An 11,132-nucleotide genomic window follows, 5' to 3' on the forward strand; every position below is an offset into this window, starting at 1 on the left:
GTTCGCAGTTGCCTGAGCGGAGAATAGCATTATTGGCAAAAAGCGTCATTAGCTGCCCCGGCCGCTTTGAGATAATCCTTACCAGGAATTTTAGTAAAGGAATGAGTAAAACGCGGCGGCAAAAAAGAGTCTTCGCCATGTGTACATTTATATGAACACTTTCCTGGCAATCCGGTGCCAATTATTTTGCTGTTGTAAAGTAATGTTTACGTAATATGGATTGATATCTTTACTTTATATGGTATGGTTACGTCATGCCCGCTGAGGCAACGACTATCGCAAACGAGCTATACAGGATCGCCATCATGCAAAAAGACGCGCTGAATAACGTACATATTACCGATGAACAAGTTCTGATTACCCCGGATCAACTGAAAGCCGAATTCCCGTTAACCGTGGAGCAGGAAGCGCAGATCGCGCACTCCCGTCAGACTATTTCCAACATTATTGCCGGCCGCGATCCGCGTCTGTTGGTGGTCTGTGGTCCTTGCTCAATCCACGATCCGGAAGCTGCTATCGAATATGCTCGTCGATTTAAAGCCCTTGCCGCAGAGGTCAGCGATAGCCTCTACCTGGTGATGCGCGTCTATTTTGAAAAGCCACGTACCACTGTTGGCTGGAAAGGGCTGATTAACGATCCGCACATGGATGGCTCGTTTGATGTGGAAGGCGGTCTCAAGATAGCGCGTCGCCTGCTGGTTGATTTAGTCAATATGGGCCTGCCGCTGGCGACAGAAGCGCTCGATCCAAATAGCCCACAGTACCTTGGCGATCTGTTCAGCTGGTCCGCCATCGGCGCGCGTACCACTGAATCGCAGACTCACCGTGAAATGGCATCCGGTCTGTCGATGCCGGTTGGTTTTAAAAACGGTACCGATGGCAGCCTGGCGACGGCGATCAACGCCATGCGCGCCGCCGCGATGCCGCACCGCTTCGTTGGCATCAACCAGGCCGGCCAGGTTTGCCTGCTGCAGACCCAGGGGAATCCGGATGGTCACGTCATTCTGCGCGGCGGTAAAGCGCCAAACTACGGCCCGGAAGACGTTGAGAAGTGCGAAAAAGAGATGGCGCAGGCGGGACTGAAACCGTCGCTGATGATAGATTGCAGTCATGGTAATTCCAATAAAGACTACCGTCGTCAGCCGGCGGTTGCGGAATCCGTCGTCGCGCAGATCAAAGATGGCAACCGTTCCATTATTGGCCTGATGATTGAGAGCAATATCCACGAAGGCAATCAGTCTTCTGAGCAGCCCCGTTGCGATATGAAGTACGGCGTATCCGTCACCGATGCCTGCATCAGCTGGGAAACTACCGATGCACTGCTGCGCGAGCTCGATAGCGATTTGCGCGGACATCTGGCGGCACGTCTGGGTTAAGAGGATTGTATGGTTGCTGAACTGACCGCATTGCGCGATCAAATTGATGAAGTTGATAAGGCGCTGCTTGATTTGCTGGCAAAGCGCCTGGAGCTGGTGGCGGAAGTTGGCGAGGTTAAGAGTAAATATGGCCTGCCGATTTATGTACCGGAACGCGAAGCCGCGATGCTGGCTTCCCGCCGGGAAGAGGCGGCGGCGCTCGGTGTGCCGCCGGATCTTATCGAGGATGTCCTGCGTCGGGTGATGCGCGAATCGTATTCAAGTGAAAACGACAAAGGCTTCAAAACGCTGCATCCGAACCTGCGCCCGGTGGTTATTGTTGGCGGCGGTGGGCAGATGGGGCGTCTTTTCGAGAAGATGCTGACGCTGTCAGGCTATCAGGTGCGGATTCTGGAAAAAGAAGACTGGCCGCGGGCAACAGAGATTGTCGCCGATGCCGGGATGCTTATCGTCAGCGTTCCGATCCATACCACAGCAGAGACGATTTCGCGTCTGCCGCCGCTGCCGGCGGATTGCATTCTGGTCGATCTGGCTTCCATCAAAGCCGAGCCGCTGCAGGCGATGCTGGCGGCGCATAACGGCCCGGTATTGGGATTGCACCCGATGTTTGGTCCGGATAGCGGCAGCCTGGCGAAACAGGTGGTGGTTTACTGCGACGGGCGTCAGCCGGAAGCGTACCAGTGGTTCCTTGAACAGATTCAGGTCTGGGGCGCGCGGCTGCACCGCATCAGCGCTGTTGAGCACGATCAGAACATGGCGTTTATTCAGGCGTTGCGTCACTTTGCCACTTTCGCCTATGGCCTGCATCTGGCTGAAGAGAACGTTCGTCTTGAGCAACTATTGGCGCTCTCTTCGCCGATTTATCGACTGGAGCTGGCGATGGTGGGGCGTCTGTTTGCCCAGGATCCGCAGCTGTATGCCGACATCATTATGTCGTCAGAAAATAATCTGGCGTTAATTAAGCGCTACTACCAGCGGTTCGGCGAAGCGATTGGTCTGCTGGAGCAGGGCGATAAGCAGGCGTTTATCGACAGCTTCCGTAAAGTCGAACACTGGTTTGGCGATTACGCCCAGCGCTTCCAGAGCGAAAGCCGCACGCTGCTGCGCCAGGCGAATGATAATCGACAGTAAACCCGCTAAACGTGTATACAATAAAGCCAGAGGGGTAACCCGCTGGCTTTTTTTATAGGGATGAAAAGATGGCACAACCGCAACCGCTGTTTGATTACGTCGGGCATCTGCCGGAATGCCCAACCTGGAGCGATGCCGAGCAGGCACTGTACTGGGCGGATATTCTGGAGTGCGAAATTCACCGCTACGATACACGCAATAAAGAACACCAGGTCCTGCAATTTCCCGAAGAAGTGGGCTGCTTTGCTCTGCGCGAGAAGGGAGGTTTTATCGTCGCCTTACGTAGCGGTATCTGGCTTTGTGATGCCCGTGGTCTGCTGCAACGCAAAATCTGTGATAACCCAAGTAACCCGGATCTCGCGCGTTTTAACGACGGCGGTACCGATCGGGATGGCCGTTTTTACGCAGGGACCTTCTGGGGGCCGGGGGATTACAATGGCGCGCTGCTGGTGCGTATTGATAACGACCTGACGCCAAAGGTGGTGCAGTGCGATATTCATGGTGCTAATGGTCTGGCGTTTAGCGACGATAAGCGCTGGATGTATACCTCCGATACGCCGAACGCGGTGATTTACCGCACGCCGCTGGATGAGCAGGGCGAGCCGGGCATACGGGAAGTGTTTCGTCGTTTCCATCCGGGAGAGGGGATCCCTGACGGTGCGGCGGTTGATGAAGAAGGCTGTTACTGGAGCGCGATGTTTGACGGCTGGCGGATTGCCCGCTTTTCGCCGAACGGAGAACAACTGGAAGAGTATCGCGTGCCGGTGCGTTGCCCCACGATGGTGTGTTTCGGCGGCGCGGACATGAAAACGCTCTATATCACTACCACCCGGGAAAATATGGACGCCGACGAAGTGGCGCAATATCCGCTTTCCGGCGCCATCTTCACCCTGCCGGTTGCGGTGGCAGGGATGAAGAAACGGCAATTTATTGAACGTTAAGCCGGGTCGACCGGCACGACGTTTTCGCTCGGGTAACAGCCCAGTACTTTCATCGAACGGGTAATTTCGGCCAGCTCTTTTAAAGCCTTGCGTAAGGGAAGGGATTCCAGGTTGGCCTGAATATCCAGATAGAACATCTCTTCCCACGGGTTACCGTGGATGGGGCGCGATTCCAGCTTGCTCATGATCAGGTTGTGGTTACGCAGCACCAGAAGCGCTTCAACCAGCGCGCCAGCCTGTTGGCCGGTGGCGATTAACAACGTCGTTTTCGCCGGCACCTGATCGGATACGTTCACCGCTTTACGCGCCAGTACCAGGAAACGAGTGATGTTTTGCGTCTGGTTAGCCTGGCAGTGCTCCAGCACCTGCAGCCCGTACAGCGCGCCGCCGGCTTCGCTACCCAGCGCGGCAACGGTGGGAGATTTTGCCTGCGCGACTTTTTCCATCGCCGCTGAGGTGCTCTCGGTGTACTCGATTTTCCAGTGCGGATAGCGGCTTAAATACTGGCTGCATTGCTGGAACGGCTGCGGATGGCTATAAACGGTCTCGATCTTATCAGCGTCCGTTGAGGATGAAACGAGCACACAGTGATCGATTGGTAGCGTCAGTTCGCCGACGATCGACAGACTTGTATGCTGCAGCAGATCGTACACATCGTTGATCCCACCGGAGCTGGTGTTTTCGATCGGCACGACGGCGTAATCGGCCTGACCGGTTTCGACCTGCTCAAAGATATCGGCGAATTTCGCGCAGCCGCTTTCGATAAATTGCTCAAAATGACGCGCGGCGTACTGGCGCGCGGCAAGATGTGAATACGAGCCTTTAGGCCCAAGGAAGGCGATACGCGCGGAGCGGGGGTTAATCTTATTAAGATGCTGCTGCAGTAGCGCCTGCTGGGTAAGAACGGAGTCTTCAATAATCAGCTGGAACAGGCGGGTAATGTAGTGGGCGTCCAGATGATGCTTTTTGCCAAGCGTCATTAAACGCTCCAGCAGGTCGCGTTCGCGGTCGATATCGCGTACTGGACGGTGCGATTCCAGCTTCGCTTTCCCGACTTCTACCGCCAGGCCGCGGCGTTCGGCCAGCAGCGCGAGCAGTTTTTCATCCAGGGCGCTTATTTTGTCGCGCAGGGCCAGTAATGGGTTTTCCTCGGTCATAATTGTGTTGCCTTTCTTGTTATCAATAAAAAAGGCCTCCCGCGTGGGAGGCCTTGTTATTCGTCTTCGCATTCTTTCTTATACGACGAACCGCCTCCCAGTCAGGGGAAGGTAAAAAAGAATGCGAAGAAGAACGGGAGTCGTTTCACGATGAATTCCTTAGGTTAGTGTGGATTACAGTACCTGTACTGTTTTCATCCTGTCAATTAAAAAACGAAAAACGCGCCCGAAGGCGCGTGGCATGACACAACTTAAGTTAAGGATTACTCTTCTTCTTCCACAAAGCCTGCCTCTTTCACCGATGTGGCGGCGCGGCGGGCTTCCCCTTTGTGTTGCACTTTATTCAGCTGCCGTTCCAGCTTGTTGATCAATTCGTTAATGGCGGCGTACATGTCTTCATGACGCGCGCTGGCAACCAGATGGCCGTTCGGCGTATTGATGGTTGCGTCAGCAATAAAACCCTGCGGCTCCTTAGAGAGAATGATGTGCGGGTTGATTAAATGAGTTTGCCACTTATCCAGTTTGGCGAGACGGTCTGCGACATGCTGGCGGATTGCCGGAGTAATTTCCATTTGTTTACTGGTAATGTTCATTGTCATAAATTTTACCTCTTGTCTTTCCCGTCTTGGTGAACCCAGCATACCTCGCCTAATGTCAAAATGTGTGATCTAAATCACATTTAAATGTCACTTTTTGTCAACGAATTCATTTTGTGAGACAGGACAGGAACGGATGAGATTTTACTTGTCGAAATGAAGAAAGGGGGCCATATTTGATGAGTTAACTCGGCGCTAAACCGCTTCAGCGCTGGTGTTCATTGAATAAAAAAACGGCAGCCCAGGGGCTGCCGTTTTGCTTTCTGTTATCACCCTCAGGTGTTTTTGCCGTTGGCGGCGATGATTTTGGCGACTTTGTCAGCCTGCGCGTTCATTTGCATCTGACGATAGGCGTTTTCCATCTTCGGCAGCGCATCGCGAGTGGCCTGCGTATCCGGGTAGTTACGCAGCATACCGTCAACGCGGTTCACGACGGCAACCCAGGCGCCGCGGTCGGTGTAATAATCCACCACCGACAGCTCATACTTCGCCAGACGGTCTTTCAGGAACACCAGACGTTTGTAGGCGTCTGTAGCGTACTGGCTGTTCGGATAACCGCGAACCAGCTTCGAGAAATCATTGAATGCGTCGCGAGCGTGCTGCGGGTCGCGGTCGGAACGATCGACGCCGAAGAAGCCCTGTAGAGCGCTGTCATCAAGGGCCATGTTAGTCAGGCCGCGCATATAGATGACATAGTCAATGTTTGGATGCGTAGGATTCAGACGAGCGAAACGATCGATTGCGGCCTGGGCCAGCGGCAAATCGGCATTTTTGTAATACGCATAAATCAGGTCCAACTGTACCTGTTGGGAGTAAGGACCAAATGGATAGCGATTATCCAACGCTTCCAGTTGCGTTATTGCCTGTTTCCAGTTACCGTCCTGCAACTTTTGCTGGGCGGTCGCGTAAATTTCATTCGGCGGATTATCAGGCACCTCCTCCTTTGAGCCAGAGCAACCCACCAAAGCCAGGCTCAGTGTGGCTGCTGCCACCAGGTATTTCATGCGCGTCATGACGTTTTGACTTCCTCAAAATGTTTATGCGGGAGAATCTCTGTTCCTGCTCCCGATTAAGACCAGCTACAATAGCACACTATATTAAACGGCAAAGCCGTAAAACCCAACGTTAAACGAAGAAGCTGTATATGGCACAACGAGTACAACTCACCGCAACGGTGTCCGAGAACCAACTCGGTCAACGCTTAGATCAGGCTTTGGCCGAATTGTTCCCGGATTATTCACGTTCGCGGATAAAAGAATGGATCCTTGACCAGCGCGTGCTGGTAAACGGCAACGTCATCGACAAGCCGAAAGAAAAAGTTTTTGGCGGCGAAGCCGTCTCTATCGATGTTGAGATCGAGGAAGACGTGCGTTTTGAACCGCAGGATATTCCGCTCAATATCGTCTATGAAGATGACGACATCCTGGTCATCAACAAACCACGTGATTTGGTTGTGCACCCTGGTGCGGGCAACCCTGACGGTACTGTGCTGAATGCGCTGCTGCATTACTATCCGCCCATTGCCGATGTCCCTCGCGCGGGTATTGTTCACCGTCTGGATAAAGATACCACCGGCCTGATGGTCGTGGCGAAGACTATTCCGGCGCAAACGCGTCTGGTCGAGTCACTGCAGCTGCGCGAAATTACCCGCGAGTATGAGGCGGTGGCTATCGGCCACATGACCGCTGGCGGTACGGTTGAAGAACCAATCAGCCGTCACCCGACCAAGCGCACGCATATGGCGGTTCACCCGATGGGGAAACCGGCGGTGACCCATTACCGCATTATGGAACATTTCCGTATCCACACCCGTTTGCGCCTGCGCCTGGAAACCGGCCGTACCCACCAAATCCGCGTCCATATGGCGCATATTACCCATCCGCTGGTGGGCGATCAGGTTTATGGCGGCCGCCCGCGTCCGCCGAAAGGGGCATCGGACGAGTTCATCAGCGCGCTGCGCAAATTCGATCGCCAGGCATTACACGCGACCATGCTGCGTCTGTATCACCCAATTACCGGTATTGAGATGGAATGGCACGCGCCGATCCCGCAGGATATGGTGGAACTGATCGACGCCATGCGCGCCGATTTTGAAGCCCATAAGGACGATATTGACTGGTTATGACAAAGCTGATTGTTCCGCAGTGGCCTATGCCGAAAGGCGTGGCGGCCTGTAGTTCTACCCGTGTGGGCGGCGTGAGCCTGCCTCCGTATGACTCGTTGAACCTTGGCGCCCATTGCGGCGACGATCTCCTGCATGTCGAAGAAAACCGCCGGCGGATGTTTGCCGCTGGCGGATTACCCTCTTATCCGGTGTGGCTGGAGCAGGTGCATGGCACGACGGTACTAAAATTGGATGGCGGGCCGTACGTGTCAAAACGCGCCGATGCGTCATACTGTAATACGCCGGGTACCGTTTGTGCGGTGATGACCGCGGACTGCCTGCCGGTGCTGTTCTGTAACCGCGCCGGAACCGAGGTGGCGGCAGCGCACGCCGGATGGCGCGGCTTATGTGAAGGCGTACTGGAAGAAACGGTCGCCTGCTTTAATGATAAACCGGAAAATATTCTGGCCTGGCTTGGTCCGGCAATTGGCCCTGAGGCGTTTGAAGTCGGTGCGGAAGTGCGAGAGGCTTTCATCGCCAAAGATGCCCAGGCGGAGAGCGCCTTCCGTTCTGCCGGTGAAAAATATTTTGCTAATATTTATCAATTGGCTCGTCAGCGCCTGGCTAACGTCGGCGTGGAGCAGATTTTCGGCGGCGATCGTTGCACTCTAAGTGAAAAAGATGATTTTTTCTCTTATCGTCGCGACAAGACCACAGGTCGTATGGCAAGTTTCATTTGGCTGATATAACCTAGAGAATCAAGACGATCCAGAAGGCAAACTTATTTTTCACATAGTTCAGGTCTTTAACCTTGAATAATTGAGGGATGACCTCATTTAATCTCCAGTAGCAAATTTGACCTGTTTATGGGAGGAGTTATGCGTCTGGATCGTCTTACTAATAAATTCCAGCTTGCTCTTGCCGATGCCCAGTCGCTAGCACTCGGGCACGACAACCAATTCATCGAACCACTTCATCTAATGAGCGCCTTGCTGAATCAGGAAGGGGGATCGGTGCATCCTTTACTAACCTCGGCGGGTGTTAACGCCGTGGCGTTACGCAGCCAAATCGAACAGGCGCTGAGCCGTTTACCGCAGGTAGAAGGTACCGGCGGCGACGTCCAGCCGTCTCAGGATCTGGTGCGTATTCTCAATCTTTGCGACAAGCTGGCGCAAAAGAGAAAGGATAACTTTATTTCGTCAGAACTGTTCGTTCTGGCGGCGCTTGAATCACGCGGTACGCTGACCGACCTGCTGAAATCTGCCGGAGCAACAACCGCCAATGTGACTCAGGCGATTGAACAAATGCGCGGAGGTGAAAGCGTGAACGATCAGGGTGCCGAAGACCAACGTCAGGCATTGAAAAAATTTACCGTCGATCTGACCGAGCGTGCCGAACAAGGCAAACTGGACCCGGTGATCGGCCGTGATGAAGAGATCCGTCGTACCATCCAGGTACTTCAGCGCCGTACTAAAAACAACCCGGTGCTGATTGGTGAACCCGGGGTGGGTAAAACGGCAATCGTCGAAGGACTGGCGCAGCGTATCGTCAACGGCGAAGTACCAGAAGGGCTGAAAGGCCGTCGGGTATTGGCGCTGGATATGGGCGCGCTGGTGGCCGGGGCGAAATATCGCGGTGAATTCGAAGAGCGTCTGAAAGGCGTGCTGAACGATCTGGCGAAACAGGAAGGCAACGTTATCCTGTTTATCGATGAGCTGCACACCATGGTCGGCGCGGGTAAAGCCGACGGCGCGATGGATGCCGGCAACATGCTGAAACCGGCCCTGGCGCGCGGTGAACTGCACTGCGTCGGCGCCACCACCCTTGACGAATACCGCCAGTACATTGAAAAAGACGCCGCGCTGGAACGTCGTTTCCAGAAAGTGTTCGTTGCCGAGCCGACGGTAGAAGATACCATCGCCATACTGCGCGGTCTGAAAGAACGTTATGAACTGCACCACCACGTGCAGATCACTGACCCGGCCATCGTGGCAGCGGCGACCCTGTCGCATCGCTATATTGCCGACCGTCAGTTGCCGGATAAAGCCATCGACCTTATCGATGAAGCAGCATCCAGCATCCGTATGCAGATCGACTCGAAGCCGGAAGAGCTGGACCGTCTCGATCGCCGTATCATCCAGTTGAAGTTGGAACAGCAGGCGCTGAAGAAAGAGGCGGATGAAGCGAGCCTGAAGCGTCTCGATATGCTTAATGAAGAGCTGGCGGACAAAGAAAGCCAGTATTCGGTGCTGGAAGAAGAGTGGAAAGCGGAAAAAGCATCGCTCTCCGGTACGCAGACTATTAAAGCTGAGCTGGAACAAGCCAAAATTGCTATCGAACAAGCACGACGTCTTGGCGACCTCGCGCGGATGTCCGAACTGCAATACGGTAAAATTCCGGAGCTGGAAAAACAGCTGGCGGCAGCCACCCAGTCTGAAGGCAAAACGATGCGCCTGTTACGTAACAAAGTAACCGATGCCGAGATTGCCGAAGTGCTGGCGCGCTGGACCGGTATTCCGGTGGCGCGCATGATGGAAAGCGAGCGCGAAAAACTGTTGCGTATGGAACAGGATCTGCATCACCGCGTTATTGGCCAGGATGAAGCGGTTGAAGCGGTATCCAACGCCATTCGCCGTAGCCGCGCCGGGCTGTCTGACCCGAACCGGCCTATTGGTTCGTTCCTGTTCCTCGGCCCGACCGGGGTGGGTAAAACCGAGCTTTGCAAAACGCTGGCTAACTTCATGTTCGACAGCGACGACGCGATGGTGCGTATCGATATGTCCGAATTTATGGAGAAACACTCCGTCTCGCGTCTGGTCGGTGCGCCTCCGGGATACGTGGGTTATGAAGAGGGCGGCTATCTGACCGAAGCGGTCCGTCGTCGTCCTTATTCCGTCATCCTGTTGGATGAAGTGGAAAAAGCGCATCCGGATGTATTTAACATTCTGCTGCAGGTGCTTGACGATGGTCGCCTGACCGACGGGCAGGGGAGAACGGTCGACTTCCGTAATACGGTTGTCATCATGACCTCAAACCTCGGTTCCGATCTGATCCAGGAACGTTTCGGCGAGCTGGACTACGGTCATATGAAGGATCTGGTGCTTGGCGTGGTTAGCCAGCGCTTCCGTCCGGAGTTTATCAACCGTATCGATGAAGTGGTGGTCTTCCATCCGTTGGGTGAAAAACATATTGCTTCTATTGCGCAGATCCAACTGCAGCGTTTGTATAAACGTCTGGAAGAGCGCGGCTATGAAGTGCATATGTCCGATGAGGCGTTGAAGCTGCTGAGCGAAAATGGCTACGACCCGGTATACGGCGCGCGTCCATTGAAACGTGCCATCCAGCAACAGATAGAGAACCCGTTAGCGCAGCAAATCCTGTCTGGCGAGCTGGTTCCGGGGAAAACCGTCGAGCTGGTGGTAAAAGACGACCGCATCGTAGCAGTGCAGTAAGTCACAAAACGACAAAAACGGGCCCTTTGGGCTCGTTTTTGTTTAAAAACCAGGCAAGAATTAAAGTTCAAACGTTAATTTGGTTGAAAAGTGAGCGCTTGAATTGTTTTTTTGAATTTATGCTTGTCACTTCAGAATTACTCCCTATAATGCGCCTCCACTGACACGGAACAACGGCAAACAAGCCGCCGGGTCAGCAGGGTTTCAGCAGCGAAATGTGACGCTGAAAACCGACAGAGAAAAGTGAAATAAGCGCTTGACTCTGAATGAGGAAAACGTATTATACGGGACCTCGCAACGGTGAGCGAAAGCCGCGTTGCACTGCTCTTTAACAATTTATCAGACAATCTGTGTGGGCACTCAAAGTGACATGGA

10 protein-coding genes and 1 other annotated feature are annotated in these 11,132 nt (G+C 53.9%); of the genes, 6 read left to right on the forward strand and 4 right to left on the reverse strand.

Annotation, left to right across the window (positions count from 1 at the left end):
* The first annotated feature begins 305 nt into the window (after nucleotides 1–305).
* The 3 genes from aroF (at nucleotide 306) to ABLU86_RS24155 (ending at nucleotide 3,448) form a co-directional block, all read left to right on the forward strand.
* Entirely contained in the window at nucleotides 306–1,376 is a 1,071-nt protein-coding gene (aroF, locus tag ABLU86_RS24145; protein ID WP_015370264.1) for a 3-deoxy-7-phosphoheptulonate synthase AroF, read from the forward strand.
* Nucleotides 1,377–1,385: 9 nt separating this feature from the next.
* Complete coding sequence (gene tyrA / locus ABLU86_RS24150; protein ID WP_348796035.1) at nucleotides 1,386–2,507, forward strand: bifunctional chorismate mutase/prephenate dehydrogenase; 1,122 nt, start codon at nucleotides 1,386–1,388, stop codon at nucleotides 2,505–2,507.
* A gap of 68 nt (nucleotides 2,508–2,575) precedes the next feature.
* Complete coding sequence (locus ABLU86_RS24155) at nucleotides 2,576–3,448, forward strand: SMP-30/gluconolactonase/LRE family protein (protein ID WP_015703193.1); 873 nt, start codon at nucleotides 2,576–2,578, stop codon at nucleotides 3,446–3,448.
* Here the strand turns inward: ABLU86_RS24155 and pheA are convergent.
* The 4 genes from pheA to bamD form a co-directional block, all read right to left on the reverse strand.
* Nucleotides 3,445–4,605 carry a bifunctional chorismate mutase/prephenate dehydratase gene (gene pheA, locus ABLU86_RS24160; RefSeq protein WP_015370267.1) on the reverse strand — a complete coding sequence of 387 codons (1,161 nt, stop codon included), beginning with the start codon at nucleotides 4,603–4,605 and terminating at the stop codon, nucleotides 3,445–3,447. The two genes, ABLU86_RS24155 and pheA, sit on opposite strands and share 4 nt — an antisense overlap.
* Before the next feature lie 25 nt (nucleotides 4,606–4,630).
* Nucleotides 4,631–4,755 (reverse strand) — a sequence feature (Phe leader region).
* Nucleotides 4,707–4,754: a pheA operon leader peptide PheL gene (pheL, locus tag ABLU86_RS24165; RefSeq protein ID WP_100279143.1), complete on the reverse strand. Its 48-nt coding sequence runs from the start codon at nucleotides 4,752–4,754 to the stop codon at nucleotides 4,707–4,709. It overlaps the preceding feature by 48 nt.
* Nucleotides 4,756–4,868: 113 nt before the next feature.
* The gene (raiA, locus tag ABLU86_RS24170; RefSeq protein WP_002914111.1) at nucleotides 4,869–5,204 is read right to left on the reverse strand and encodes a ribosome-associated translation inhibitor RaiA; all 336 of its coding nucleotides are present in this window, start codon (nucleotides 5,202–5,204) and stop codon (nucleotides 4,869–4,871) included.
* A gap of 272 nt (nucleotides 5,205–5,476) precedes the next feature.
* Nucleotides 5,477–6,214, reverse strand: a complete 738-nt coding sequence (gene bamD, locus ABLU86_RS24175) for an outer membrane protein assembly factor BamD (RefSeq protein ID WP_015370268.1) — start codon at nucleotides 6,212–6,214, stop codon at nucleotides 5,477–5,479.
* Between the two features lie 131 nt (nucleotides 6,215–6,345).
* Here bamD and rluD point away from each other — a divergent pair, with 131 nt between their 5' ends.
* The 3 genes from rluD (at nucleotide 6,346) to clpB (ending at nucleotide 10,757) form a co-directional block, all read left to right on the forward strand.
* Nucleotides 6,346–7,326, forward strand: coding sequence for a 23S rRNA pseudouridine(1911/1915/1917) synthase RluD (gene rluD, locus ABLU86_RS24180; RefSeq protein WP_015370269.1), 981 nt, complete (start codon nucleotides 6,346–6,348; stop codon nucleotides 7,324–7,326).
* Complete coding sequence (gene yfiH, locus ABLU86_RS24185; RefSeq protein WP_058649325.1) at nucleotides 7,323–8,054, forward strand: purine nucleoside phosphorylase YfiH; 732 nt, start codon at nucleotides 7,323–7,325, stop codon at nucleotides 8,052–8,054. Before rluD ends, yfiH begins: the two co-directional genes overlap by 4 nt.
* 129 nt (nucleotides 8,055–8,183) lie before the next feature.
* A complete protein-coding gene (clpB, locus tag ABLU86_RS24190; RefSeq protein ID WP_015703191.1) occupies nucleotides 8,184–10,757 on the forward strand; it encodes an ATP-dependent chaperone ClpB in 2,574 nt (857 codons plus the stop codon).
* Nucleotides 10,758–11,132: the final 375 nt, after the last annotated feature.

Source organism: Klebsiella sp. JN_Kp121 (genome assembly GCF_040062145.1).
Classification (GTDB): Bacteria; Pseudomonadota; Gammaproteobacteria; order Enterobacterales; family Enterobacteriaceae; genus Klebsiella; species Klebsiella aerogenes.

What these genes read in the sequence shown, in the direction of transcription:
- pheA (WP_015370267.1), bottom strand. Translation starts at nt 4,605, where the DNA reads ATGACCGAGGAAAACCCATTACTGGCCCTGCGCGACAAAATAAGCGCC.
- rluD (WP_015370269.1), top strand. Translation starts at nt 6,346, where the DNA reads ATGGCACAACGAGTACAACTCACCGCAACGGTGTCCGAGAACCAACTC.
- clpB (WP_015703191.1), top strand. Translation starts at nt 8,184, where the DNA reads ATGCGTCTGGATCGTCTTACTAATAAATTCCAGCTTGCTCTTGCCGAT.
- aroF (WP_015370264.1), top strand. Translation starts at nt 306, where the DNA reads ATGCAAAAAGACGCGCTGAATAACGTACATATTACCGATGAACAAGTT.
- ABLU86_RS24155 (WP_015703193.1), top strand. Translation starts at nt 2,576, where the DNA reads ATGGCACAACCGCAACCGCTGTTTGATTACGTCGGGCATCTGCCGGAA.
- yfiH (WP_058649325.1), top strand. Translation starts at nt 7,323, where the DNA reads ATGACAAAGCTGATTGTTCCGCAGTGGCCTATGCCGAAAGGCGTGGCG.
- bamD (WP_015370268.1), bottom strand. Translation starts at nt 6,214, where the DNA reads ATGACGCGCATGAAATACCTGGTGGCAGCAGCCACACTGAGCCTGGCT.
- tyrA (WP_348796035.1), top strand. Translation starts at nt 1,386, where the DNA reads ATGGTTGCTGAACTGACCGCATTGCGCGATCAAATTGATGAAGTTGAT.
- raiA (WP_002914111.1), bottom strand. Translation starts at nt 5,204, where the DNA reads ATGACAATGAACATTACCAGTAAACAAATGGAAATTACTCCGGCAATC.